The sequence below is a fragment of the Streptomyces sp. NBC_01089 genome, from assembly GCF_045162975.1.
In the GTDB taxonomy this organism is placed as follows: domain Bacteria; phylum Actinomycetota; class Actinomycetes; order Streptomycetales; family Streptomycetaceae; genus Streptomyces.
The window spans coordinates 3,857,485-3,881,951 of sequence record NZ_CP108660.1 but is presented as its reverse complement, the minus strand read 5'-3'; the positions used below and the strand labels follow the sequence as shown (position 1 = coordinate 3,881,951).

The following is a 24,467-nucleotide window of genomic DNA, read 5'->3' as shown; positions in this document are numbered from 1 at the left end:
GACCGGGGCCATGCCGCCGCCCTACCGTGGGGCCTGTGACCGATACAGAGACGCGGAGCCCGGATACACAGACGCGGAGCCCCGAGATCCGGCTGGCCGAAGGGGTCCTGGCGGGCCTGCGCCAGGACCTCTTCCACGACGCCTTCGCCTACCGCCCGCTCCGCCCGATGCGTACGGACGGACTGCTGACCCGGCGGCTGCCCGGCCGGATACGGGACCGGGCCGCATGGACCCCGCACGCGGTGGTGCTGGGCCTCGCCCTCATCACCCTGCTGCTGCCGGCCCATGGCACCACCGACTTCGACGGCCTGCTGTCCTTCCTGACCGGCCTCATCTCGGCCGGAACGGTCGTGATGACGCTGCTCAGGCCGGTCGGCGCCTGGTGGGCGTCGGTGGTGGCCGTGCCCGTGGTCAGCCTGCTCGACCGCAGCTCCGGGGCCTGGCCCTGGTCCGACAGCGCCTTCCTCGCGCACCTCGTGGTGCTGACGGTGGTCGCGGCCAGGACCAGGCCGCGGACCGCCGCCTGGATGTGGGCGGGCACCGCCCTGTACGGGTTCCTCGGCGGGTCGGTCATAGGGGTGGTGGGGCAGGCCGGCATGGTCGGCTCCAACACGGCGATGATGCTGTTCCTCTCCGCGGTCGCCCTCCTCATCACGACGACGGTGCAGGTACGCCGCGAGGCGCACCGCGAGGTCACCGCCCAGCAGACGGTCACCGCCATCGAACGCGACCGGCGCACGCTCCTGGAGGAGCGCACCACCATCGCCCGTGAGCTGCACGACGTCGTCGCCCACCACATGTCGGTGGTCGCCATCCAGGCCGAGGCCGCCCCGTACCGGGTGACCGATCCGCCGCCCGAGCTGACCAGGTCGTTCGAGGTGATCAGGGAGAACGCGGTGGCGGCCCTGACGGAGCTGCGCCGGGTGCTCGGTGTCGTACGGGCCGAGGACTACGAGGCCCCGGACGCCCCGCAGCCCACCCTCGCCGAACTGGAAGGGCTGCTCACCAATGTCAGGGAGGCCGGCCTGACGGTGGACAAGACCGTGACCGGCGCCGTACGTGAACTCCCGCAGGGCGTCGAGCTGTCGGCATACCGCATCATCCAGGAGGCGCTGAGCAACGCCCTGCGCCATGCGCCGGGCGCGCAGGCCCGGGTGGAGGTCAGCTACGTCCTGGGCGGCCTCGGCCTGCGCGTGGTCAACGGCCCGCCGCAGGGCCTGGTCAAGCCTTCCCCCGGCGCCGGGCACGGCATCACCGGAATGCGGGAGCGGGTCACCATGCTGAACGGGGAGATCACCACGGACCGTACGGAGGACGGCGGTTACGAGGTCACCGCGTTCATCCCGGTGCAGCGAGCGGCGGAGGACTCCGAATGACCACCGTCCCGGCCATCAGGGTCCTGGTCGTCGACGACCAGATGATGGTGCGCGAAGGGTTCTCGGTCCTGCTCAACGCGATGCCGGGCATCGAGGTGATCGGCGAGGCGGTCAACGGTGTCGAGGCGGTGGCCCAGGTGGCCGCCCTGCGCCCGGACGTCGTACTGATGGACATCCGGATGCCCGAGCTGAACGGCATCGAGGCGACCCGGGCGATCGTCGCGGCGGACGAGGCGGCGAAGGTGCTGGTCCTGACCACGTTCGACCTGGACGAGTACGTCTACCAGGCGCTGCGCGCGGGGGCTTCGGGCTTCCTGCTGAAGGACGCGTCGGCCCGTCAGCTGGCCGACGGCGTACGGGTGGTGGCGTCCGGGGAGGCGCTGCTCGCCCCCACGGTCACCAAACGGCTGATCGTCGAGTTCTCCCGGCTCTCGGACACCCCGAAGCAGCCGTCGCTCACCCGGGCCGAGGAGCTCACGGAGCGCGAGAGCGAAGTGCTCGTGCTGATCGCACAGGGCCTGTCGAACGCGGAGATCGCCTCCCGGCTGATCGTCGCCGAGTCCACGATCAAGACCCACGTGAGCCGGATCCTGGTGAAACTCGGCCTGCGGGACCGGACCCAGGCGGCGGTCTTCGCGTACGAGACGGGGCTGGTCAGGCCGGGGTAGCGCTCACTCGGACGGGTGATCGCCGGTGGAACGGGCCCGGATCGGCGGACGGCTGGTGACACATGTGCCGCCGCTCCTTCACCCGCTCATGTCCCGCCGCCCCCTCACCCGCTCATGTCCCGCCGCCGCAGCGCCGCCAGGCCCGCCGTCACCAGTGCCGCCGTGAGCAGCAGCAGGACCGCCACCGGGGGCCAGGCCATCTCGGCGCCCGGCAGTTTCGCCAGATGTCCGAAGGGGGACAGGCCGAGGACCGGCTGCGGGAGGTTCAGTGCCGGGCCGAGCCAGTCCAGGGACAGGGCGAGGCCGGCCACCGCCCAGGCCGCGGGTGCGGCCTTCGGGGCCGCTCCGTACAGCAGGACCGCGAGGCCGCCGAACACCCAGACCGCCGGGAGCTGGGCCAGGGCCGCGCCGATGACCCGGGCCGGGTCCCGGCCGTAGCCCAGGGCCAGGCCGGCGCCGCCCGCCAGTACGACGGCCGCCGATCCCCCGAAGGCGACCGCGAGATGGCCGGCCGCCCACCGCAGCCGCCCGACCGCGCCCGCCAGCAGCGGTTCGGCGCGGACGCCGGTCTCCTCGCCGTGCAGCCGCAGCACCGACGCGACCACGTACAGCGCGGCGACCGTGCCGAGCACCCCGGTCATCGCCGCGAGGAACGCTTCGGTGAGGCCGGAGTGGCCGCCCATCCGCTCGAAGATCTCCCGGGCGCCCGCGTTGTCGCCGACCAGGTCCCCCGCGCCGTCCGCGATGCCGCCGAAGACCACCCCGCTGACCAGGAACCCGGCCGCCCACCCGTACAGACTGCCCCGCTGGAGCCGTAGCGCGAGTGCGCCGGCCGTGGCCATCCGGCCCCGGGCCGGTCCCGGCCGGGCGGGCAGGAAACTCATGCCGAGGTCGCGGCGTGCGGCCAGGGTGTACGCGAGGGCGCCCTGGGCGGCGACGGCCGCTGCGGGGAGCAGCAGCACCCACCAGCGCTCGGCCGCGTACGGGCGTACGTTCTCGGCCCAGCCGACCGGGGACAGCCAGGTCAGCACGGACGAACCGGCGTCCGACGCGGCGTCGCCCGCCGCTTTCAGCACGTACGCGCCGCCGACCGCGGCCGCACCGATCGCCTTCGCCGCGCGGGCGCTCTCGGTGAGCTGCGCGGCGAGGGCCGCTGTGCACGCGAACAGCATCCCGGTGGCCGCCACCGACAGCGCGAGCGCCACCGAACCGCCGGCCGGTTCGCCGGACGCCGCGAGTCCGGCGGCGGTCACACCGGCCAGACCGGCGTTGGCGGCCGCGGCGGCCAGCAGCGCGGCGGTGAGCGGGGCGCGACGGCCGACCCCGGCCGACGACAGCAGCTCCTGCCGCCCGGTCTCCTCCTCGTCGCGGGTGTGGCGTACGACGATGACCAGGCTCATCACGGCGGCGAGCGCGGCTCCGAAGCCGCTCATGCGCCAGGCGGTGAGTCCGCCGGCCGAATCGCTGAACACCGGGCCGTAGAGCGCCCGCAGCAAACCGTCGCCGTTCATCGAGTGGGCCAGCGCGGCGCGTTCGGCGGCCGTGCCGTACAGCGAGGTGATGGAGCGCGCGACGGAGGCGAACGAGCCGCCGAGCAGCAGGATCCAGAGCGGCATCATGAGGCGGTCGCGGCGCAGGGCGAGCCGCAGCAGGGCGCCGGTTCCCGCGAGTTGCTGTGCGGGGCGCGCCGCGCCGAGCGGTGGCCCGGCGGCGGTGGCGCCGGTGCTGGTGCTGGTGGCGGTGGCGGTGGCGGTGGTGACGGTGGAGCGGCCGGTGCTGGTGCTGGTGTCGGTGGCGGGGTGGCCGGTGCCGGTGGCGGGGCGGCCGGTGGCGGTCATCGGCGTACCGCGGGCGGCTGCGTGGGTCCGGCCGCTGCGGTGCCGTGACTCGGGCCGTTGGCCGGGCCGTTGGTGGTCGGGCCTCCGCTCGAACCGCCGCTCGGGCCGCCGCTCCGGCCGTTGGTCGGGCCGGCGCTCGGGTCGTTGCTCGGCGTGCCGACCGGTGCGTCGGACGGTGCGTCGGCCCCGGTGCGGTCGGTGGTCCCGTCCGGGGCGGGCGCCGGTGTCGCGTAGTGGCGCAGGAAGAGTTCCTCCAGCGTCGGCGGTGTGCTGGTCAGCGACCGTACGCCCGCGGCGCCGAGCGCCCCGAGCACCGCGTCCAGCCGGTCGGTCTCGACCTGGAGTCTCACCCGGGTGCCCTGGACGTCGAGGCCGTGTACGCCGGGCAGCCGGTCAAGTCCGCTGGGCGCGGCGGCCAGTTCGGCGACGATGCTGGTGCGGGTCAGATGCCGCAGTCCGGCCAGCGAACCGGTCTCCACCGTGCGCCCGCCGCGGATGATGCTCACCCGGTCGCAGAGCGATTCGACCTCGCTCAGGATGTGGCTGGAGAGCAGCACCGTCCGCCCCCGGTCCCGCTGTTCGGTGACGCACTGCTGGAAGACCTCCTCCATCAGCGGGTCGAGCCCGGACGTCGGCTCGTCGAGGATGAGCAGATCCACGTCGGAGGCGAACGCGGCGACCAGCGCCACCTTCTGCCGGTTGCCCTTGGAGTACGTACGCCCCTTCTTCGTGGGGTCCAGCTCGAAGCGGTCGAGCAGCTCGGCCCGGCGCCCGGGGTCCAGGCCGCCCCGCAGCCGTCCGTACAGATCGATGACCTCGCCGCCGCTCAGGTTCCGCCAGAGGGTGACGTCGCCCGGCACATAGGCGATGCGTCGGTGCAGCTCGACCGCGTCGCGCCACGGATCGCGGCCCAGCAGCTGCGCGGCCCCCGAGTCCGCGCGCAGCAGCCCGAGCAGGATCCGGAGGGTCGTGGACTTCCCGGAGCCGTTGGGCCCGAGGAAGCCGTGGACCTCACCGGTCTCGACGGCGAGGTCGAGGCCGTCCAGTGCGGGTGTCCTGCCGAACGATTTGTGCAGTCCGGCGGCCGTGAGTGCCTTGGTCATGTTTCTGAAAGTACAGTGATTTCACAAAGTTGTGAAGTTAAGGAAACGTATAAACTCGCAGGATGACGACGGAAGACAACGGTCCGGAGAGCGGCCCGGACACCGCACAGGCTGGGGGAAGCGCGGCTGGGGACGGTGTGGCCGGGGACGGTGCGGCTGGGGAGGGCGCGGTCTCACGCTTCGTCGAGCGGTTCGCCGCACAGCTCGCCGACGCCGGGATGCAGCGGATGCCGGCCCGTGTCTTCGCGGCGCTGCTCGCCTCCGAATCCGGCGCGCTGACCTCGGCCGAACTGTGCGCACAGCTCAAGGTCAGCCCAGCGGCGATCTCCGGCGCCGTCCGCTACCTCACCCAGGTCAACATGGTCACGCGCGAACGCGAACCGGGCTCGCGCCGGGACCGCTTCCGGGTGCACAGCAACCAGTGGTACGAGGCGCTGACCAGCCGCGACATGGTCATCAAGCGCTGGGAGGACGCGCTGCGCGACGGCGTCACGAGCCTGGGGCCCGACTCCCCGCAGGGCCGGCGGCTGGGGGAGACGCTGGCCTTCTTCGAGTTCCTGCACGGGGAGCTGGCGACGCTGATGGAACGCTGGGACGTGGAGCGCGAGAAGCGCTTCGGCTGAGGGGGCGAGGGACCGAGAGGCTGGTCCCCGCCTCGCTCCGTGGGACAGCGTCACACTGCCACCGCGGGCAGCGTCAGCCCCCACACCCCCGCCCGCACCATCCACGTCCGGGTCCGCACCGGGCCGCCCAGCAGGCCGTCCCTCCGGTACCGGAAATCCGCCCCGGAGACCGTCACCGCCAGCGCCTCGGCCGTCAGCCGGTCGCCGGACGGCAGCTCGATCGCCACCTCCGCCTTCCCCGCCCCGCCGCGCGACGAGACCCGTACCCCGGCCACAGGACGGTCCAGATCGGCCAGCAGCACCCCGTCCGCCTCCACCCGCAGCCGCTGCACCCGGGGCGCCTCCGGCGCGGGCGCCGGCGAGACGAGGGTCCGCACCAGCGAACGGCAGGCGCCCCACACCGACAGCGGCCCCTCGCCGTCCGCGCCCGGCGGCCCGGACCGCGGACCCCCCGCGGGGATCCGCAGATCGCCCAGCACCACCGCGTCGCTGTCGTCCACCAGCAGGTCCAGCCAGCGCACCGCACCGTCCAGCACCGACCGCGCCGCGGCCACCGCCCCCACCGGCACACCCAGCGACCCAGCGAGCTCCAGCGCGTGCGCCGGTCCCACCGGCACCAGCGACAGGGCGTCGCGCGCCCGGTTCCGCTCGTGGTGGAGCAGCGTCACCGCCCTGAGCAGCGCCTGGTCGTCACCGACCACCACGAGGCGCCGGTGGCCGCGTCTGGCGAGCGCCCGCGCGAACTCCTCCGGCCCGTCGGGCAGGCAGATCTTGGCGTGCGCTCCGGCGCACAGCACGTCCTTCGCGATCCGTACGGACTCGCCGTCCGCACGGCGGGCGACCGGGTCGATGACCACCAGCAGCTGATGCTCGGTGCTCGCTGCGGGATCTGGAGCCGACACCTCGGTCCTTCCTCGGGTAGCATCTTTGTGCAAGAGCCCCTTGCGCTATTGCGCCAGGGGCTTCGTCTATTCCGGGGCAGCCGGTTCGACGGTTCAGGTATCGGCGTACGACAGACGTGCGCCCCCTGGCCTTGGACATGCCCCGCCCGGAAGGGGTGTACGCCTGTGCCCGCACTTGTGCTGCTCGGTGCTCAGTGGGGTGACGAGGGCAAGGGAAAGGCCACCGACCTCCTCGGTGGATCCGTGGATTACGTGGTGCGCTACCAGGGCGGCAACAATGCCGGCCACACGGTCGTCGTAGGCGACCAGAAGTACGCGCTCCACCTCCTCCCTTCCGGAATCCTCTCGCCGGAGTGCACTCCGGTGATCGGTAACGGAGTCGTCGTCGATCCAGCGGTCCTGCTCTCCGAGCTGAGCGGGCTGAACGACCGCGGCGTGGACACGTCCAAGCTGCTGGTCAGCGGTAACGCGCACCTGATCACGCCGTATCACACCACCGTCGACAAGGTGACGGAACGGTTCCTCGGCAAGCGGAGGATCGGCACCACGGGCCGGGGCATCGGCCCGGCCTACGCCGACAAGATCAACCGCGTCGGCATCCGCGTCCAGGACCTCTACGACGAGTCGATCCTGGAGCAGAAGGTCGAGGCCGCGCTCGACGGCAAGAACCAGATCCTCGCCAAGCTCTACAACCGGCGCGCGATCGAGGCCGGCCAGATCGTCGAGGAGCTGCTCGGCTACGGCGAGCAGATCCGCCCGTACGTCGCGGACACCGCGCTCGTCCTGAACAAGGCGCTGGACGAGGACAAGGTCGTCCTCATGGAGGGCGGACAGGGCACGCTCCTGGACGTCGACCACGGCACGTACCCCTTCGTCACGTCGTCCAACCCGACCGCCGGCGGCGCCTGCACCGGTACCGGCGTCGGCCCGACGAAGATCACCCGGGTCATCGGGATCCTCAAGGCGTACACCACGCGGGTGGGCGCGGGCCCCTTCCCGACCGAGCTTTTCGACGAGGACGGCGACAAGCTGCGCTCGATCGGCCACGAGTACGGCGTCACGACCGGACGCGACCGCCGCTGCGGCTGGTTCGACGCGGTCATCGCGCGCTATGCGACGCGGGTGAACGGGCTCACCGACTTCTTCCTCACCAAGCTCGACATCCTCACGGGCTGGGAGCAGATCCCGGTGTGTGTGGCGTACGAGATCGACGGCAAGCGCGTCGACGAGCTGCCCTTCAGCCAGACGGACTTCCACCACGCGAAGCCGGTCTACGAGTACCTGCCCGGCTGGACCGAGGACATCACCAAGGCGAAGACCTTCTCGGACCTGCCGAAGAACGCGCAGGCGTACGTGAAGGCGCTGGAGGAGATGTCCGGCGCACCGATCTCGGCGATCGGCGTGGGCCCGGGCCGGACCGAGACGATCGAGATCAACTCGTTCATCTGAGAGGTCTGAGAGGTCTGAGAGGTCTGCGGGATCTGTGAGGTCTGCGGGATCTGAAAGATCCGCGAGACACCGCGGGCGCACCGCGCGGCGGCCGGCCTGTTGTCACGGGCCGGCCGCCGTCGCCGCGTCCGCCACCGCGCGGGCCGTCGCCCGCGCGCCATCCCGTACCGAAGCGTCGACGCCCGGCAGACAACGCTGCTCCGTGGGGTCGTACACACAGCCCAGCACCCCGGCGTGGTCGGCGGCCGGTTCGAGCAGCTCCGAGTCCCAGCCGTGGGCGAGCAGCGCCTTGTGCAGTTCCCGTGAGGCGTCACAGGGGACGACGGTGTCGGCCGTGCCGTGCACCAGCCGTACCGGAACCGGTGTTACCGCCCGGCCCAGCGCCCGGAGGGGCACCGTGCCCGTGGTACGCGCCGGACGCTGGTAGCCGCCCGCGATGCCGACCACCGCGGCGGGCCGCCAGCCGTCGAAGAGCTCCGGGTGCAGCGCCACCCCCATGGCGGCTCCTGCCCCCGCCGACCAGCCCGCGAGGACGACCTGCCCGGGGCCGGGGCAGCCGGTCAAGTCGCTTGCGTGATCACGGACGAACCGCAGCGAGTCGGTGAGATGGGCGCGGCCCTCGTCGGGCAGGTCCGCGCGCCAGTCCGGTACGAGGACAGCGGGGCCCAGAGCGGCGATCTCCCGCGCCAGCGGGGCCAGTACGTCCCGCTCGTCGGGTCCGACGCCGTGCCACAGCAGCACACACGGGCCGCTGCTCCGGGGGCCGGTGTACAGGTCGAGCGGCTTGGTCCCGCCGCCGGTCGGGTAGTGCGCGGTGCGGACCGTCACGCTCAAGGCCGTTCCTCCGGGCTGTGAGTGGTGGGAATGGGAAGGGGCGTGCCTTCAGGAGGCGGGAAGCAGGAAGAGGGCAGCGGGCAGCGGGAAGCCGGGCCTGCCCCGACTACCGCTTCACGGCCCGCAGGATCACGAACTTCGGATCGCTCGTCACCACCCGGCAGTTGCCGAAGGTGCGCTGGAGCATGACGTGGTAGCTGAGGTGCCGGTTGCCGACGACCCACAGCTCACCGCCCGTCCGCAGTGCGTCGCGCGCGCCGCGGAACATCCGCCGGGACGTCTGGTCGCTGGTCGCCTGGTGGGTGTGGAACGGGGGGTTGTTCAGTACGAGGTCGACCGAGCCGGCCGGCACGCCCGCGAAGGTGTCGCCGGTGCGGAACTCGGCCGGGGCGCCCGGGCCGAGGTTCTTCCTGAAGGTGGCCTCGGCCGACGCGATGGCCTGGAACGACTCGTCGGTGAAGATCACTTCGGCCCGCGGGTTCGCCAGCGCGACGGCGGTGCCGACGACACCGTTTCCGCAGCCCAGGTCCACCACCCGCTCCGGTCCCTCGTGCTGGGGGAGGTGCGGAAGGAAGAACCGGGTGCCGATGTCGAGGCGTTCGGCGCAGAAGACCCCCGCGTGGTTGACGACGGTCCGCCCCGAAGCGGCACCGATGCCGGCGGGGAGTTCGTAACTGCGCGGCCAGGGGCTGGGGCCCGGGGTGAGCGACGGGTCGGGGGTGCAGAAGATCAGCCGGGCCTTCTTCACCGCGAGGGAGGTCTTCGTGGCCCCGATGATCTGCTCGAAGAGCTTGAGGGTCGAGGTGTGGATCTCCTTGACCATGCCGGTGCCGACGACGACGGTCCCGGCGTGCACGGCGGGCGCGAGCCGGTGCAGCTGGTCCTCCAGCAGCGCCAGGCTCTTCGGCACGCGGACGACCAGCAGATCGATCCGCTCCGGCGGCGCGTCCTGCGTGGAGAGCAGCCGCACGGCGCCGGTGCCGATCCCGTTCCGCGCCAGATTGGCCCGGGTCGCCTCCTGCCCGAGGAAGGAGTCGGTGATCTGGACGACCTCGCCGGCCCCGTCCCGCGCGGCCCCGGCCAGGGCGGTGGTGAGCGCACCCCACCGGTCACCGGCCACGACGGTGGTCCCCGGGGCGGTGCCCGAAGCGGTTCCGTTCTCTTCCAGCTCTTCCAGGTGGCGCAGGAGATACTCGTCAGCGGCGTCCCAGGCGCGCAGCTGGTCGCGGGGGTCCTCGGGGAACCGGGTGAGGGCGAGCGAGCCTGATGACGTCGGCAAATGGTTCATTGCTGCCCAGGCTAGCCGCCACAGGAAGCGGCCGTCTTCTCGGCCAGTTTCTGGAATTCGCCCAGGTCGTAGTTGGCCAGGGCGGAGTCCAGGTTGGTGAGTGCGCCCAGGTGTTCGACGAAGCCCTGGGGGGTGTACTCGATCTGGAGCGTCACCCGGCTCGTCGTGTCGGTGAGGTGATGGAAGGTGACCACACCGGCATGGTGGACGCCCTCGGTGGTCCGCCAGGCGATCCGGTCCTCAGGTACGACCTCGGTGAGCTCGGCGACGAAGTTCTTGTCGGCGCCGGGGAGCTGGAGCTGCCAGGCGAAGCGCCTCTCGTCGATCGGCTCGACCAGGCGTACGTGGCTCAGGAAGGCGGGCCAGCGGGTGACATCGCTCCACAGAGCCCAGCTCACGGCGACCGGGGCGTTGATGTCCACGGTTTCGACCATCGATGACGACATGCGTGCCTCTCTTCGTTCGTGGGCTCGTTCTTCACGGGACCGGCTACCCGGAGAGTGATCTGCCACACGGAACGGCCGGACGCGCGGGACCTGTGGGCCACGCGGGCCCCCTGCACTCACTGTGTCGCAGCGTCAGTGCACCGCATTGCGCAGATGCGGGGGCCCGGCACTCGCCGGCTCGGCTTTGGAGACGCATTGGCCGCCGTCGCCTCCGCCGTAGCCGCCGTAGCCGCCGGCGGTGACGGCGAGGACGGTGTCGCCGATGAGCCGTCCCTGGCCGGGCCACTGGGGCCGGTGGTCGTGTGCGATGCCGGGGCCTTCGTGTTGCTTTCGCTGCCCTTGTTCAGGACCGCGAGCACCGAGCCGCCCGCGCCGATCGCCACTATCAGCGCCACCACGACCAGCGCCAGCGTCCAGCGGCCGCTGCGGTCCGGTGGTTCGGGTATCGGTGCCGGGGTGTAGTAGCTGTACCCGGGCACCGGCGGGGGCGGTCCGGGGGCGCCGCTGCCGAGGCCCGCGCCGTCCGCGCCGTCGTCGTGTGGATCGCCCGGCTGGAGCTTCCCCATGGCTGTGCCGCCTCCCCGTGGCCGCGCCGCCGCGCGCCCCCTGGGGAGGATAGTGCGCCGGTACGACGCGCCGGTATGCCACAACCCGACACCCTGCCGACGAATGCCGCCCAGTCCATACACGATGGCCATGTGCACCCCGACCTGCGGCTCTCTACGCTGGGGTGCATGACCCCTCAGATCCCGCAGCCCGATCCCCGGACAGGTGCGGCCGTCAAGGCCGCCGACCGTGCGCATGTGTTCCACTCCTGGTCCGCGCAGGACCTCATCGACCCGCTCGCCGTCGCCGGTGCCGAGGGTTCGTACTTCTGGGATTACGAGGGCAACCGGTACCTCGACTTCACCAGCGGTCTCGTCTTCACCAACATCGGCTACCAGCACCCGAAGGTCGTCGCCGCGATCCAGGAGCAGGCGGCGACGATGACGACGTTCGCCCCCGCCTTCGCGGTCGAGTCGCGCTCCGAGGCCGCACGCCTCATCGCCGAGCGCACCCCCGGCGACCTCGACAAGATCTTCTTCACCAACGGCGGCGCCGAGGCCGTCGAGAACGCCGCCCGGATGGCCCGGCTGCACACCGGCCGCGCGAAGGTGCTGAGCGCCTACCGCTCGTACCACGGCGGCACCGCCACCGCGATCAACCTCACCGGTGACCCGCGCCGTTGGGGCTCCGACACCGCGACGGCGGGTGTGGTGCACTTCTGGGCGCCGTTCCTCTACCGCTCGCCGTTCTACTCGGCGACCGAGGCCGAGGAGAGCGCCCGCGCCCTCCAGCACCTCGAGGACACCATCGCGTACGAGGGCCCGCAGTCGGTGGCCGCGATCATCCTGGAGACCATCCCGGGCACCGCGGGCATCATGACCCCGCCGCCCGGCTACCTCGCGGGCGTCCGGGAGATCTGCGACCGGTACGGCATCGTCTTCATCCTCGACGAGGTGATGGCGGGCTTCGGCAGGACCGGCACCTGGTTCGCCGCCGACCTCTTCGACGTCACGCCCGACCTGCTGACCTTCGCGAAGGGCGTCAACTCGGGTTACGTCCCGCTGGGCGGTGTCGCGATCTCCGCCGAGATCGCCGAGACCTTCGCCAAGCGCCCCTACCCGGGCGGACTCACCTACTCCGGCCACCCGCTGGCCTGCGCGGCTGCCGTCGCGACGATCAAGACCATGGCGGAGGAGGACATCGTCGGCCAGGCCGCCCGCCTCGGCACCGACGTCCTGGCCCCGGCCCTCGCGGACCTGGCCGCCCGCCACCCCTCGGTCGGCGAGGTGCGCGGCGTGGGCGCGTTCTGGGCGCTGGACCTCGTACGGAACAGGGAGACGCACGAGCCCCTGGTCCCGTACAACGCGACGGGCGAGGCCAACGCCCCGATGGCGGCGTTCGGCGCGGCCGCGAAGAAGCACGGCCTGTGGCCCTTCATCAACATGAACCGCACGCATGTGGTGCCCCCGTGCAACATCACCGACGCGGAGGCCAAGGAGGGCCTGGCGGCACTGGACGCGGCCCTCTCGGTGGCCGACGAGCACGTGGTCGCCTAGGGACTGTCCGGCCCGGCGGAGGGTCAATGGCCGGGGCAACGTCCGGGTCAACGTCCGGGTGGCGCAGGGGTGTTCAGTGCCTCCGCGCCACCCGGATGCCGTTTCCCCTCGGCCCGGCTTCGGCAGCCGGAAGATCACCTCGGCTCCGGTCACCGTCTACGCTCGCCCCGGAGGATGCCCGCGCGCACCAGGACCGCTCGTTGGATCAGGCCCGGTTGATCAGTACGGATGATCACGCCGGGTCCCATCGAAAGACCCTGGCCGTAGGGTGTCCTGAGTCGGACGAGGGGAACAGGACCATGCCCGCGAGCGGAGCGGTGACCCGCAGTACTCTGCGGCAGCAGATCGCCGACGCGCTGCGTGACGAAGTGCTTGCGGGCCGTCTTCAGCCGGGCGAGGTCTTCACCGTCAAGCAGATTGCCGAAGGGTACGGGGTCTCGGCGACCCCGGTCCGTGAGGCGCTCGTCGAGATGTCCGCGCAGGGGCTGCTCGACTCGGACCAGCACAAGGGGTTCCGGGTCCACCAGTTCTCGGTCGACGACTACTGCGCCATGGTCGAGGCCCGGTCGCTGATCGTCGACGGGATCTTCCGGCGGCTCGCGCTGCGGGGTGTGGCCGGGGAGCCGCTGCTGTCCGTGCGCCGCCGGGCCGAGGAGGCCGGGCAGGCAGCGCGGACCGGCAGTCTGGAGATCCTCATCGGGTACGATCTGCGGTTCTGGCGCGAGCTGGGCGCGCTGACCGGCAACCGCTACATCTCCGACTTCCTGCACCGGCTGCGGGTGCAGTGCTGGGTGTTCGCCGTGCCCTATCTGCGCGGCTGCGCGGAACCGGCCCACTGGCTGTGGCAGGGGCACGAGGAGCTGCTCGACGCGGTGACGAGCGGCGACGGCGAGCGGGCCCACGCGGTGATCGAGGCGTACAACGCGCACGCCGTCCGCTGGGCCGAGCAACTCCGCGACAGCGGTGGCGACGCTCCTGACAGTGCTGAGAGCGAGGGTCCTGACAGCGGTGCTCCTGACAGCGGTGTTCCTGACATCGGTGTTTCGGGCATCGATGCTTCTGACCTGGATGCGGGCGGGGCCGGCCGGTGAGCGTTGTGGAGCCGCGGACCGCGGAGGCGACGGTGGAGCTGTCCGTCGTCGTGCCCGCGTACAACGAGGAAGGGCGCCTCGGCCCCACGCTGGACGCCGTCCGGAGCCATCTGGACGGGCGGCCCGGCAGCTGGGAGCTGCTGGTCGTCGACGACGGTTCGGCGGACGGCACCGCGCGCATCGCCCGGGAGGCAGCGGCCGCCGACCCCCGGGTCCGGCTGGTCAGCAGCCCCGGCAACCGCGGCAAGGGGCACGCCCTGCGGCTCGGTGTGGCCGCGTCGAAGGGCGTACGGGTGCTGGTCACCGACGCCGATCTGGCCACTCCCATCGAGGAGTTGGACCGCCTCACCGATGAGCTGGAGACCGGGTACGAGGCCGCTGTCGGCTCACGCGCGCACCCCGATTCCAGCGTCGAGGTCCACCAGGGGCGGCTGCGCGAGTGGATGGGGCGGATGGGCAACCGGCTCATACGGGCCGTCGCCGTCCCCGGCATCCGCGACACCCAGTGCGGATTCAAGCTCCTGGACGGCGACAAAGCGCGCGAGGCGTTCGCCGACGCCCGGCTCGACGGGTGGGGCATCGACGTCGAGATTCTCCAGTACTTCCGCCGGCAGGGCTGGGCGGTCGCCGAGGTCCCGGTGCGCTGGTCGCACCAGGAAGGCTCCAAGGTCGGACCGCTCGACTATCTGCGCGTCCTCGCGGAGCTGATCCGGCTCAAGGCCCGCGCGGTGCGCGGCACCGACCTGGCGGTCTGCGGGCTCTTCCTGCTGGCTTCCGTCCTGCTCTACAAGAACCTCTGGGCCGACCTCGGCCACGGCTACCTCCGCGACTCGCTCCAGGACCAGAACCAGTGGGAGTGGTTCTTCGCGGTCACCGCGGACAACGTCGCCCATCTGCACAACCCGTTCTTCACCACCGCGCAGAACTTCCCCGCCGGGGTGAACCTCATGGGCAACACACCCATGCTGGGACTCTCCGTCCCGCTCACCCCCGTGACCCTGGCCTTCGGGCCGACCGCGACCTGGGCGCTGGTGCTGACCGGCGGGCTCGCGGCGACGGCCGCCGCCTGGTACTGGCTGATCGCCCGGCGCCTGGTCCGCAACCGGTGGGCCGCCGCACTCGGTGCGGCGCTCGCCGCCTTCGCGCCGCCGATGATCTCGCACGGCAACGCGCACCCCAACTTCCTGGTGCTGTTCATGATCCCGGTCATCATCGACCGGGCGCTGCGGCTCTGCGCAGGGGAGCGACCGGTACGGGACGGGGTGCTGCTCGGGCTCTTCGCCACGTACCAGGTCTTCCTCGGCGAGGAGCCGTTCCTCCTCGCGGCCCTCGGCATGCTGCTCTTCGCGCTCGCCTACGGGCTGCTGCGCAGGGACGTGGCGCGGGCGGTGCGGCGCCCGCTGCTCAAGGGGCTCGGGGTCGCCGCGCTCACCGCGCTGCCGCTCGTCGCGTACCCGCTGGGCTGGCAGTTCTTCGGCGCGCAGAGCTACCACAGCGTGCTGCACGGGAACAACGCCGGCAACAGCCCGCGCGCCCTCCTGGAGTTCTCCGGGCGGGCCCTGTTCGGCAGTGATGCGACGGCCGACAAGCTGGCGCTCAACCGGACCGAGCAGAACGCCTTCTACGGCTGGCCGCTGGTGGCGCTGGCCTTCGCGATCACCGTACGGCTGTGGCGGCACACCCTGGTCAAGGCGCTGGCCTTCACCGCGGTGGCGGCCGCGGTGCTCTCCCTCGGCCAGAAGATCCGTATCCCTTACACGGATGTGGTGTTGCCCGGCCCGTGGCGGCTGCTGGCGCACCGGCCGCTCTTCGAGTCGGTGATCGAGGGCCGGGTCGCGATGATCTGCGCCCCGGCGCTCGGGGTGCTGATCGCGCTGGCCGCCGACCGGCTGATCCGCACGCGTGTGCGCGGGTACCGGGCCGTGGGCGCGCTGGCCGTCGCCGCGGCGCTCGTGCCGATCGTGCCGACCCCGATGCCGGTGCAGAAGCGGCCGGACGTCCCGGCGTTCATCGCCGACGGGCTGTGGAAGAAGTACGTGGGCCCCGGCGAGTCCGTGGTCCCGGTGCCGCTGCCCGACCCGGGCAGCGCGGAGGCCCTGCACTGGCAGTCGGCCACCGGCGTCGGCTTCCCGGTGCCCGGCGGCTACTTCAACGGGCCGTACGGGGCCGACCGCACCGGCATCTACGGAGCGCCGCCCCGCTACACGTCGAACCTCTTCCACGACGTCCGCTACGGCGCGAAGATCCCGGTGATCGGCCCCAACTGGCAGGCCCAGGCGCGCTACGACCTGGCCTACTGGAAGGCGGGCGTGGTCGTCATCCCGCCCGAGGACAACGACGCGGCGCTGTACGTCACGGTGGAGAAACTGCTGGGCCGGCCGGGAAAGCGGATCGGCGGCGCCTGGGTCTGGCCCGTGGGCAAGGAGAGCGGTGCGTCGTCGGCGTCGGTGACGACGGCGGAGTAGGAGCGAGGCGGCAGGGCACCGGGCCCGGGGTGGTCCCGTACGGCGGCCCGCGACTGCCGCCCCGGCCGCCCGTACGGGTCTGGCCCGGCCCACACCGCCCCGGCCCGTACCTGCCTCGCCGGGACCGCCTCGGCCCGTCCCGCCCCGCCCCGGTCCGTACCGCTGGGGAACGCCCGGGAACGCCCGGGTCGACCGGGGGTCTTCGCGCAGCGTGAACCGCGCATTACGCTGGCCGGACAAGCCCGCTCGGGGGGTGACCCCCGAACCCCGCTAGGAGCCCCGTTGGCCTGTGACCTGTGGCTGGTCCCCCTCGTCGATGTGCTGTGCCACAGCCCCGACAACCCCTTCGCGGAAGAGATAGCCGTCTACGACAAGGCACTCGGCGAAGCCGGTCTGCCGTCCGTACCCGTCTACGCCTATATGCCGGGCCTCTCCGGCGATGTGGCCCCGGTGGCCGGATTCGACTACGACGCCCTGCACTTCCTGCGGCGCGCGTACCTCCTGAAGATCTGCGGCCTTGAGGTCGCCCCGGTCGATCACCTGGGCGGCGACTACGAACAGCTCCTGGAGATGTTCGAGTCCACGGCGCAGCAGTCCCATCTGGTGTGGCACTACGACCACGCGGGCGCCTATGTCCCGGTCGACTTCGGCGCACCGCTGTCCAACGACGAACTCCTGGAGGGCGGCGGCCCGCTGGGCTCCGCCCACGGTCTGCTCCGGGAGCTGGAGGTGGTGGCCGGGTCCATCGGGATCGACGCGGCGAACCCACCGGCGACACCGCGGGCCCCGTCAGGCCCGACAGCACTGGAGGAACCTGCCGGTCCGGTCCCGGCCGACGACAGCCCGTTCGCCCGGGAACGGCATGTGTGGCTGGGACTGCACGCGGCTGCCACCCGCAGCCTCGCGCAGGGGTCGATGATCGTCTTCAGCTGACCGGCCGGCCGGCTGCTGCCCCCGATCCTCCGACACTCCGGCCGTGCGCCGCCCCGTGGTCAGGGGCGGCGCACGGCCGCCCGTACGCTTCAGGGCATGCGTGTACTTGTCACTGGAGGCGCGGGTTTCATCGGCTCGCACATCGTCGCCGACCTGACCGCCCGCGGGCACGAACCGGTGGTGTTCGACGCCCTGTTGGCCGCCGCGCACGCCCAGCGGCCGTCCCCGTCAGGCGCCGAGTGGATCGAGGCCGATGTCCGCGACCGGCCCGCCGTCGAGAAGGCCCTGCGCGGTGTCGACGCGGTCTGTCACCAAGCGGCGATGGTCGGACTCGGCAAACACTTCGCCGACGCCCCGTCCTATGTGAGCTGCAACGACCTCGGTACCGCCGTGCTGCTCGCGGCCATGGAGGGCGCGGGCGTGCGCGATCTCGTGCTGGCCGGGTCCATGGTGGTGTACGGCGAGGGCCGTTACGACTGCGCACGCCACGGGACCGTCCGCCCCGGCCCGCGCGCACCGGCCGATCTCGAAGCGGGCCGCTTCGAGCCCGCCTGCCCGGAGTGCGGGGACGCCGTGGCGCCGGGCCTGGTCACCGAGGACGCGCCCGTCGACCCGCGGAACGTCTACGCGACGACGAAGCTCGCCCAGGAGCACCTGGCCGCGGCCTGGGCCCGGGCGACCGGCGGCCGGGCGGTCGCGCTGCGCTACCACAACGTGTACGGGCCCGGAATGCCCCGCGACACCCCGTACGCGGGCGTGGCGTCCTTCTTCCGCTCGGCGCTGGCGCGCGGCACGGCGCCGGTCGTGTTCGAAGACGGCGGACAGCGGCGGGACTTCGTCCATGTACGGGACATCGCGTCCGCCAACACCGCGGCGCTGGAAGGCGTACGCGACCGTGCGGACGGGGAGCTGCGCGCGTACAACGTGGGCAGCGGCGAACCGCACACCATCCTGGAGATGGCCCAGCAGCTCGCCACGGCGTACCCGGGCCCCGCCCCGCTGGTGACCGGCGAGTACCGGCTGGGGGACGTCCGCCACATCACCGCGTCGTCCCGGCGGATCCGGTCCGAACTCGGCTGGCTGCCCGCGGTGCCGTTCACCGGCGGGGTGGCGGAGTTCGCCCACGCGTCGATGCGACCGTCGGCCGAGAGCCCGGCCGAGAGCCCGGCCGAGAGCCCGGCCGAGAGCCCGGCCGAGAGCCCGGCCGAGAGCCCGGCCGAGAGCCCGGCCGCCCCGGCCTGAGGTCCGGCTCTCTCCCCCCGGCGCTGCCCGGGCCGGCCGCGGGGGCCGCTACCGGGAGGGCGGCTCCGGCGGGCGCTGGCGCGGCATGTTCGGGCGTACGCCCAGCGCCGGCACCGTACGGCCCACGGGCGCCGGTTCACCGCCGCGCGGCTCCCCGGGCCCCCGTACCGACCCGGGCAGCGCGCCGCCCGTACGGAATCCGACCATCCACTCCGCCGTCTCGCCCTGGACGAGGTCCGCCACATCGTCCGAGAACCTGCGCAGCACCCCCAGACAGCGTTCGGTCGCCTCGCTCGCCGTGCCCTCCGCCGGGCCGAGCACCTCGCGGACGGACTCCGACGCCCACTCGAACTGGAGCACCTGGAGCCGCCGCTGCACCGCCTGCGCCGTCGCCACATCGCGCATCCAGCCCGCGGTCAGCCCGAACCAGCGGTCGCCCGCCGCGCACGCCACCGCGGCCAGCAGCGCCGGATAGCCCCACTCCGCAGCGCCGTGCAGTCCGGCCGCCAGAGCGAGCAGCGGCAGTAACGCCCCCACGAGCGCACACCCGGCCGACCCCGCCCGCAGGGCACGCGCCGCCCGCCGTTTCCAGGTCCGGTCGGCCAGATACCAGCCCGCGGTCCGCAGGGCGGCCGCCTCCACCCACCGGTACAGCTCGTCCAGGCGCTCGGCCGGCTCCCCCCAGTCACCCCCGGGGAACGGCCCGCCGGTCAGGTCGGCGTCCGGACCGGCGCGGGTGCGGCCCCGGCCAGGCCCCGGCCCTGGGCCCTGCCCCGTATCCGTCCCGGTGCCCGTCTGCGGATGCGTACCCGATTCCGATTCCGATTCCGTTTGCGTGCACGTGTCGGGGCCGGCCGCGGGATCCGCCTGCCCGCCCGGTTTCCCGCCCGGCTCCGTCCCCGGAGCGGAGGCCCCCGTACCCGCCCGGGGACCCGTGCCGGGTTCGCCCCCGGACCGTACGGCGTCCTCATCGGGCTGCGGCGTCTCCGGCTGGCCCACCAGGCTCTCCCCTCCGTCACGTACGAGCGAGTGCCTTCATACCGCCGAATGGTGGGCGTCGGTGCCGTTATGCCAGGGTTTACGACCGTGAGCGGGCTGTGATCAGGTAGAGGAGCCGCCGCGCTCTCACCCGAAAGAGTTGGTCCTCACGGTGGAGGGCGGGGCGCCCGGGGACCACGTAGGCTCGTTTTACCGGCCAAGACTCCCGGAAAGTCCTGGCGCAGTCGGAAACGTCGTCGAACAGCCTCGGAGTGACCCGTGATTCCCGGTGGTGGCCAGCCCAACATGCAGCAGCTGCTTCAGCAGGCCCAGAAGATGCAGCAGGATCTCGCACAGGCTCAGGAGGAACTGGCCAGGACCGAGGTCGACGGCCAGGCGGGCGGCGGTCTGGTCAAGGCCACCGTCACCGGCTCCGGTGAGCTGCGCGGCCTGGTGATCGACCCCAAGGCCGTCGACCCCGAGGACACGGAGACCCTCGCGGACCTGATCGTCGCCGCGGTCCACGCCGCGAACGAGAACGCGTCGGCGCTCCAGCAGGAGAAGCTCGGCCCGCTCGCCCAGGGGCTGGGCGGTATGCCGGGCCTGGGTATCTGACGCAGGTCTTCATCTGACGAAGGTCTTCACGCTCCCGAGGTTCTGCGGAAACCTCGCACGAACTACCGTTACGTTCCACAGCAGACCGAAAGAGGCGCTCCGTTGTACGAAGGCGTGGTCCAGGACCTCATCGACGAGTTGGGCAGGCTGCCCGGCGTCGGTCCCAAGAGCGCGCAGCGGATCGCCTTCCACATCCTCCAGGCCGAGCCCACCGATGTGCGCCGCCTGGCGCACTCGCTGCTCGAAGTGAAGGACAAGGTCCGGTTCTGCGCGGTGTGCGGCAATGTCGCGCAGGCCGAGCTGTGCGGGATCTGCCAGGACACCCGTCGCGATCAGACGGTGATCTGTGTCGTCGAGGAGCCGAAGGACGTCGTGGCGGTCGAGCGGACCCGTGAGTTCCGCGGCCGCTACCACGTGCTCGGCGGCGCCATCAGCCCCATCGAAGGCGTCGGCCCCGACGATCTGCGGATCAGGGAACTGCTGGCCAGGCTCGCGGACGGCGCTGTCACCGAGCTGATCCTGGCGACCGACCCGAACCTGGAGGGCGAGGCCACGGCGACGTACCTCGCCCGCATGATCAAACCCATGGGTTTGAAGGTCACACGGCTGGCGAGTGGTCTTCCTGTAGGGGGAGACCTGGAATACGCGGACGAGGTCACGCTCGGTCGTGCCTTTGAGGGGAGACGACTACTCGATGTCTGACGCAACGCTGAACCAGGTCACGGAAGACCCGAACGACTTCGACGTCCAGATCGCCGACCAGGTCGAGTCCTTCATCGTCGCCGTCACCGAGGTGGCCAAGGGCGACGAGCCCGACAGCGCGGTGCCCTTCCTGCTGCTCGAGATCTCCCAGCTCCTCCTGGCCGGGGGCCGTCTCGGCGCCCATGAGGACATCCTCCCGGCCGACCGGTACGAGCCGGACCTCGGCCCTGAGCCCGACGTCGACGACCTGCGGGAGCGCTTCGCGCGGCTCCTGGAGCCGATCGACGTGTACTCCGAGGTGTTCGACCCGTACGAGCCGCGCAAGGCCCCCGTCGCCTGCCGCATCAGCGACGACCTCGCGGACATCGTCACGGACCTCCGGCACGGCATGGCGCACTACCGCGCAGGCCGGACCACCGAGGCGATGTGGTGGTGGCAGTTCTCGTACTTCTCAAACTGGGGCTCCACCGCGTCGGCCGCGCTCCGCGCGCTGCAGTCCCTGGTCGCCCATGTCCGCCTCGACCAGCCGCTCCCGGCGCTCGACGGCCTGGACACGGACCAGGATCTGGGCGAGGAAGTGCTGGCCGAGGAGGCCGGCCGGGTCATGGCCGAGGAGATCGGGACTCCGCTGGGCCTCCCGTCGGTCTGAGCGGCTGAGCGGCGCAAGGCCCCCGGCACTCTCGTGATGCCGGGCGTCATGAGTACGGGGGCCTGTGCCGGAATGGACGCCTAGTCAGAAACCGCCTCTGCTTGGGCGTTCGCGCCCGCCCGCATGTCCTCCCGCCCGTCCTGCCGCACATCCTCCGCCCCGGCGCCCCGCTTCGGCAGCGCGAGGGCGAGGAGGAGCGCGACCACCGAAGCGCCGCAGGCGATGAGGAAGGCGGCCCGCATCCCCCCGTCGCTGTAGAAGTCGTAGCCGCCCTCGGCGACCGCGATATGCCCGTTCAGCACGGCGAAGGCGACAGCGGGCAGGACGGCGGCCAGGGCGCTCTGGAAGACCTGGACCATGCTCGACATCGACGCCTGGAGCCCGGGTGGCACCGCACCGATGACGAGGTTCGGCGCTGCGGCGTACGAGACCCCGAGGCCGAGGCCCTCGATCAGCGCCCACGCGGTCAGGGGCCCCTGTGCGTCGTGCCGGAGCGCGGTGAGTGCGGTGCCCACGACCAGCAGCGCATGACCGGTGATCATCAGGTTGCGCGGTGAGGTCCTGCGCATGGCCCGCCCCACGAGATACCCGCCGACCACGGCCCCGGCCGCGACGGGCACCTGGAACAGGGCGTACCCCTTGGCGTCGACACCGAAGCCGTACCCCAGGCCGAGCGTGAGCGGCGTCATGCACATCGTCGGCAGCAGGGCGTTGAACACACCGGTGTTCGCGGAGGCCAGACCGGCGGTGAGCGCGGTGAGGATCATCGGCCGGCGTCTGAAGAACCGGATGTCGATCAGCGGGTCCCGGCCGCGCAGCGCCGAGACGATCCATACGCAGGCCAGCACCGCACCACCCACCAGCACCCCGAGCGTCCGCGCGGAGCCCCAGCCCCATTCGGCGCCGAAGCTGACACCGATCAGCAGACACGCCAGAGCCGCGCCGAGCAGCAGCGCGCCGAGGAGATCGAGCCGCGAGCGATGGCGTACGGGACTCTCGTCCGTGGCCAGCGCCAGCGGGGCGAGGAGCGCGGCGGGCACGAGGGCGAAGAACCAGAACACGCCGTGGAAGCCCCAGTTGCCCATCAGCCAGCCGGTGATCCAGGGGGCGGGGATGTTGATGAGGCCCATCCCTGCCGTCATCAGGGAGACGGCCATCGGCAGGATCCTGGACGGGTACACGTCGCGCATCAGGGAGTACCCGAGGAAGGTGCAGGGCACGAGCAGCCCCTGGAGCGCCCGGCCCGCGATGACGACTCCGAAGGTGGGCGCCAGCGCGGTCAGCAGCGCCCCGAGCGTGGCACCGGCGACGGCGAGCAGCAGGACCAGGCGCTTGCCGTACATGTCGGCGAGCTTCCCGGCGATCGGGCTGAGTACCGCGCCGACCAGCAGGAAAGCGGTGAGCAGCCAGGCGCTCTGGTGGGTCGCGTAGTGCGCGCTGATCTCCGGCCGCGCGGTCGACGTCATCTGGAAGTTGGCGGCTATGAGTTCCTGGACGCCGACGATCGAGGCGAAGGAGAGAACGAGGCGCGGCGTCCAGCCGCCATGGGGTGTCGGACCCTCACCGGCTGTGGGAGGGCGTGCGGTGCCGGCTGTCACCATGCGGACGGTTCCTCTCGACGTACCAAACAATCGTTTGTTTGGATCGGGAGCAGCTAACCCTCTCGCGCCGGGCATGGTCAACGGGAGCGGCAACAGGAGCGGCAACGGAGACGGCGGCGGAAAAAGGCTCGCCGTCGGCTGGTCCGGACCGCCGGGAGCGCTGTGTTCAGGTGGCGCCCCCAATCGGCCCCTGACGTCGCACGCGCTGCGTTCACCCGTCCAACTCCCCTTGCGGTGCAGCCAGTCGGGGCGGTTTGTGCCGCTGCTCCGGCGGTCTACGGGCTATTGACACGGTCTTGTCAGGAGCGGAACACTCCGAATCGGGAGAGCGCTCTCCCAGTCTCCCGCTCTTCCGGATCCGTTCCCCGCCCTCGCATTCCCGCACTGACGCAGGAGGAGGTCTCCATGCCACGGAGGTCGAGAACCCTCACAGGACTACTGCTGTCCACCGCTCTGGCTCTCACAGCGGCCGGCATCGGCGGTGTCGTGATGACGACCGGCGCATCGGCGGACACACCCGCCGCCACCGCCGCCGCACACGCCAAGGCCGGCACCGCCACCAAGACCGTCGCCCCCGGCATGGCCGGTATGCCCGGGATGGGGGTGTCCACCAAGGCGTCCGGCGACGACCCGGACGGCGACGGCTACATCATGGCCGACCCGCCGGTGACCGGTGTCACCCCGTCGACGTACGACCCACCGCACCGGTACTTCCACGAGTTCCAGGCCAAGTGCGCCCCGAACCACACGGCGCCCGACGACCCGATCGTCTTCCCCGGGCAGCCGGGGAAGTCGCACGACCACACCTTCATGGGCAACACCGGCACCGACGCCAACACCACCACCGCCTCGCTCGACCAGGGCGGCACCACCTGTCTGGCGCCCGGCGACAAGTCGGCCTACTGGATGCCGAGTCTGTACAACGGGGACGAGAAGATCCTCCCCGTCGGACCGCAGACCATCTACTACAAGTCCGGGGTCACCGACTACACCAGCGTCCGCCCCTTCCCCAAGGGCCTCAGGTTCGTCGTGGGCAACCCCATGCAGAGCCTCGACGACTTCAAGAACCTCAAGGGCACGGTCGAGGGCTGGGAGTGCGGTACGCAGTACCACAACTTCGACTTCCCGGTGAGCTGCCCGTCCACCGAGGACACCCAGCTCAACATCCGCCTCCAGGCGCCCAGTTGCTGGGACGGAATCCACCTCGACACCCCTGACCACCAGAGTCATATGGCGTACCCGGTGGCGTCGGGCAACAACCAGAACACCTGCCCGGCCGACCATCCGGTGGCACTGCCGATGATCGAGTTCAAGATGGCGTGGCCGGTGAACGGCGATATGTCGAAGGTGCGGCTGGCCAGCGGGACCGGCCACTCGTTCCACTACGACTTCTTCAACGGCTGGGACGCCGCGACGCTCCAGGCCCTGGTCACGCACTGCGTCAACGGCGGTCTGCAGTGCGACGCGCGCGGCTACGACGAGACCAACCCGGCGGCGGGCGCCGCACTCAACGACGACTACGAGCTGCCGTAGGACCTCACCGTTCGGTACGTCACCGGCCG

22 protein-coding genes are annotated in these 24,467 nt (G+C 71.8%); 13 read left to right on the top strand and 9 right to left on the bottom strand.

From position 1 onward, the window contains the following. The first annotated feature begins 26 nt into the window (after positions 1–26). Positions 27–1,376: a sensor histidine kinase gene (locus OG510_RS17120; RefSeq protein WP_406137820.1), complete on the top strand. Its 1,350-nt coding sequence runs from the start codon at positions 27–29 to the stop codon at positions 1,374–1,376. Further along, positions 1,373–2,044: a response regulator gene (locus OG510_RS17115; protein ID WP_406137818.1), complete on the top strand. Its 672-nt coding sequence runs from the start codon at positions 1,373–1,375 to the stop codon at positions 2,042–2,044. The genes OG510_RS17120 and OG510_RS17115 overlap by 4 nt, the downstream gene beginning before the upstream one ends. Before the next feature lie 104 nt (positions 2,045–2,148). Here OG510_RS17115 and OG510_RS17110 read toward each other — a convergent pair whose 3' ends face one another. Both OG510_RS17110 and OG510_RS17105 read right to left on the bottom strand, forming a co-directional pair. Continuing rightward, a complete protein-coding gene (locus OG510_RS17110; RefSeq protein ID WP_406137817.1) occupies positions 2,149–3,882 on the bottom strand; it encodes an ABC transporter permease in 1,734 nt (577 codons plus the stop codon). After that, entirely contained in the window at positions 3,879–4,985 is a 1,107-nt protein-coding gene (locus OG510_RS17105; protein ID WP_406137816.1) for an ATP-binding cassette domain-containing protein, read from the bottom strand. Before OG510_RS17105 ends, OG510_RS17110 begins: the two co-directional genes overlap by 4 nt. Before the next feature lie 218 nt (positions 4,986–5,203). Between OG510_RS17105 and OG510_RS17100 the strand changes: the two genes are divergently transcribed. After that, positions 5,204–5,608, top strand: coding sequence for a GbsR/MarR family transcriptional regulator (locus tag OG510_RS17100; RefSeq protein WP_406142425.1), 405 nt, complete (start codon positions 5,204–5,206; stop codon positions 5,606–5,608). A gap of 50 nt (positions 5,609–5,658) precedes the next feature. On the opposite strand, the gene OG510_RS17095 is transcribed toward OG510_RS17100, so the two are convergent. After that, positions 5,659–6,510 (bottom strand): diacylglycerol kinase, encoded by an 852-nt coding sequence (locus tag OG510_RS17095; RefSeq protein ID WP_406137815.1) that lies wholly within the window; start codon positions 6,508–6,510, stop codon positions 5,659–5,661. A 165-nt stretch (positions 6,511–6,675) separates the two neighbouring features. Here OG510_RS17095 and OG510_RS17090 point away from each other — a divergent pair, with 165 nt between their 5' ends. Beyond that, on the top strand, positions 6,676–7,959 hold the full coding sequence (locus OG510_RS17090; protein WP_406137814.1) for an adenylosuccinate synthase: 1,284 nt from the start codon (positions 6,676–6,678) through the stop codon (positions 7,957–7,959). Positions 7,960–8,061: 102 nt separating this feature from the next. Here the strand turns inward: OG510_RS17090 and OG510_RS17085 are convergent, their stop codons facing one another. From OG510_RS17085 to OG510_RS17070, 4 genes are all read right to left on the bottom strand, one after another. Beyond that, the gene (locus tag OG510_RS17085) at positions 8,062–8,787 is read right to left on the bottom strand and encodes an alpha/beta hydrolase (RefSeq protein WP_406142424.1); all 726 of its coding nucleotides are present in this window, start codon (positions 8,785–8,787) and stop codon (positions 8,062–8,064) included. A gap of 112 nt (positions 8,788–8,899) precedes the next feature. Continuing rightward, on the bottom strand, positions 8,900–10,081 hold the full coding sequence (locus OG510_RS17080; RefSeq protein WP_406137813.1) for a methyltransferase: 1,182 nt from the start codon (positions 10,079–10,081) through the stop codon (positions 8,900–8,902). Positions 10,082–10,092: 11 nt separating this feature from the next. Further along, the gene (locus OG510_RS17075) at positions 10,093–10,527 is read right to left on the bottom strand and encodes an SRPBCC family protein (RefSeq protein ID WP_406137812.1); all 435 of its coding nucleotides are present in this window, start codon (positions 10,525–10,527) and stop codon (positions 10,093–10,095) included. 116 nt (positions 10,528–10,643) lie between these two features. Next, positions 10,644–11,093: a hypothetical protein gene (locus tag OG510_RS17070; protein WP_406137811.1), complete on the bottom strand. Its 450-nt coding sequence runs from the start codon at positions 11,091–11,093 to the stop codon at positions 10,644–10,646. A gap of 168 nt (positions 11,094–11,261) precedes the next feature. On the opposite strand from OG510_RS17070, the gene OG510_RS17065 reads away from it, so the two are divergent. The 5 genes from OG510_RS17065 to OG510_RS17045 all read left to right on the top strand — a co-directional run bounded on the left by OG510_RS17065 (position 11,262) and on the right by OG510_RS17045 (position 18,360). Then, positions 11,262–12,629: an aspartate aminotransferase family protein gene (locus tag OG510_RS17065; RefSeq protein ID WP_406137809.1), complete on the top strand. Its 1,368-nt coding sequence runs from the start codon at positions 11,262–11,264 to the stop codon at positions 12,627–12,629. Between the two features lie 299 nt (positions 12,630–12,928). Continuing rightward, positions 12,929–13,720, top strand: a complete 792-nt coding sequence (locus tag OG510_RS17060) for a GntR family transcriptional regulator (protein ID WP_406137808.1) — start codon at positions 12,929–12,931, stop codon at positions 13,718–13,720. Continuing rightward, a complete protein-coding gene (locus tag OG510_RS17055) occupies positions 13,717–16,185 on the top strand; it encodes a dolichyl-phosphate beta-glucosyltransferase (RefSeq protein WP_406137807.1) in 2,469 nt (822 codons plus the stop codon). Before OG510_RS17060 ends, OG510_RS17055 begins: the two co-directional genes overlap by 4 nt. Positions 16,186–16,467: 282 nt before the next feature. After that, a complete protein-coding gene (locus tag OG510_RS17050) occupies positions 16,468–17,118 on the top strand; it encodes a hypothetical protein (RefSeq protein ID WP_406137805.1) in 651 nt (216 codons plus the stop codon). Between the two features lie 96 nt (positions 17,119–17,214). Beyond that, positions 17,215–18,360, top strand: coding sequence for an NAD-dependent epimerase/dehydratase family protein (locus OG510_RS17045; RefSeq protein ID WP_406137804.1), 1,146 nt, complete (start codon positions 17,215–17,217; stop codon positions 18,358–18,360). 48 nt (positions 18,361–18,408) lie between these two features. On the opposite strand, the gene OG510_RS17040 is transcribed toward OG510_RS17045, so the two are convergent. Next, the gene (locus OG510_RS17040) at positions 18,409–19,359 is read right to left on the bottom strand and encodes an SLATT domain-containing protein (protein ID WP_406137803.1); all 951 of its coding nucleotides are present in this window, start codon (positions 19,357–19,359) and stop codon (positions 18,409–18,411) included. 258 nt (positions 19,360–19,617) lie between these two features. On the opposite strand from OG510_RS17040, the gene OG510_RS17035 reads away from it, so the two are divergent. From OG510_RS17035 to OG510_RS17025, 3 genes are all read left to right on the top strand, one after another. Continuing rightward, positions 19,618–19,953 carry a YbaB/EbfC family nucleoid-associated protein gene (locus OG510_RS17035; protein ID WP_406137802.1) on the top strand — a complete coding sequence of 112 codons (336 nt, stop codon included), beginning with the start codon at positions 19,618–19,620 and terminating at the stop codon, positions 19,951–19,953. A gap of 102 nt (positions 19,954–20,055) precedes the next feature. After that, on the top strand, positions 20,056–20,655 hold the full coding sequence (gene recR / locus OG510_RS17030) for a recombination mediator RecR (RefSeq protein ID WP_385022688.1): 600 nt from the start codon (positions 20,056–20,058) through the stop codon (positions 20,653–20,655). Beyond that, complete coding sequence (locus OG510_RS17025; protein WP_406137800.1) at positions 20,648–21,304, top strand: DUF5063 domain-containing protein; 657 nt, start codon at positions 20,648–20,650, stop codon at positions 21,302–21,304. The genes recR and OG510_RS17025 overlap by 8 nt, the downstream gene beginning before the upstream one ends. A gap of 80 nt (positions 21,305–21,384) precedes the next feature. On the opposite strand, the gene OG510_RS17020 is transcribed toward OG510_RS17025, so the two are convergent. Further along, positions 21,385–22,905: an MFS transporter gene (locus OG510_RS17020; RefSeq protein ID WP_406137799.1), complete on the bottom strand. Its 1,521-nt coding sequence runs from the start codon at positions 22,903–22,905 to the stop codon at positions 21,385–21,387. A gap of 405 nt (positions 22,906–23,310) precedes the next feature. On the opposite strand from OG510_RS17020, the gene OG510_RS17015 reads away from it, so the two are divergent. Next, on the top strand, positions 23,311–24,438 hold the full coding sequence (locus tag OG510_RS17015; RefSeq protein ID WP_406137798.1) for a DUF1996 domain-containing protein: 1,128 nt from the start codon (positions 23,311–23,313) through the stop codon (positions 24,436–24,438). The last annotated feature ends 29 nt before the right edge of the window (positions 24,439–24,467 follow it).

Excerpts from the sequence above, each read along its gene's own strand:
- OG510_RS17070 (WP_406137811.1), bottom strand. The coding sequence starts at position 11,093 with ATGGGGAAGCTCCAGCCGGGCGATCCACACGACGACGGCGCGGACGGC.
- OG510_RS17075 (WP_406137812.1), bottom strand. The coding sequence starts at position 10,527 with ATGTCGTCATCGATGGTCGAAACCGTGGACATCAACGCCCCGGTCGCC.
- OG510_RS17020 (WP_406137799.1), bottom strand. The coding sequence starts at position 22,905 with ATGGTGACAGCCGGCACCGCACGCCCTCCCACAGCCGGTGAGGGTCCG.
- OG510_RS17080 (WP_406137813.1), bottom strand. The coding sequence starts at position 10,081 with ATGAACCATTTGCCGACGTCATCAGGCTCGCTCGCCCTCACCCGGTTC.
- OG510_RS17045 (WP_406137804.1), top strand. The coding sequence starts at position 17,215 with ATGCGTGTACTTGTCACTGGAGGCGCGGGTTTCATCGGCTCGCACATC.
- OG510_RS17025 (WP_406137800.1), top strand. The coding sequence starts at position 20,648 with ATGTCTGACGCAACGCTGAACCAGGTCACGGAAGACCCGAACGACTTC.
- OG510_RS17105 (WP_406137816.1), bottom strand. The coding sequence starts at position 4,985 with ATGACCAAGGCACTCACGGCCGCCGGACTGCACAAATCGTTCGGCAGG.
- OG510_RS17065 (WP_406137809.1), top strand. The coding sequence starts at position 11,262 with ATGACCCCTCAGATCCCGCAGCCCGATCCCCGGACAGGTGCGGCCGTC.
- OG510_RS17110 (WP_406137817.1), bottom strand. The coding sequence starts at position 3,882 with ATGACCGCCACCGGCCGCCCCGCCACCGGCACCGGCCACCCCGCCACC.
- OG510_RS17015 (WP_406137798.1), top strand. The coding sequence starts at position 23,311 with ATGCCACGGAGGTCGAGAACCCTCACAGGACTACTGCTGTCCACCGCT.
- OG510_RS17115 (WP_406137818.1), top strand. The coding sequence starts at position 1,373 with ATGACCACCGTCCCGGCCATCAGGGTCCTGGTCGTCGACGACCAGATG.
- OG510_RS17100 (WP_406142425.1), top strand. The coding sequence starts at position 5,204 with ATGCAGCGGATGCCGGCCCGTGTCTTCGCGGCGCTGCTCGCCTCCGAA.
- OG510_RS17060 (WP_406137808.1), top strand. The coding sequence starts at position 12,929 with ATGCCCGCGAGCGGAGCGGTGACCCGCAGTACTCTGCGGCAGCAGATC.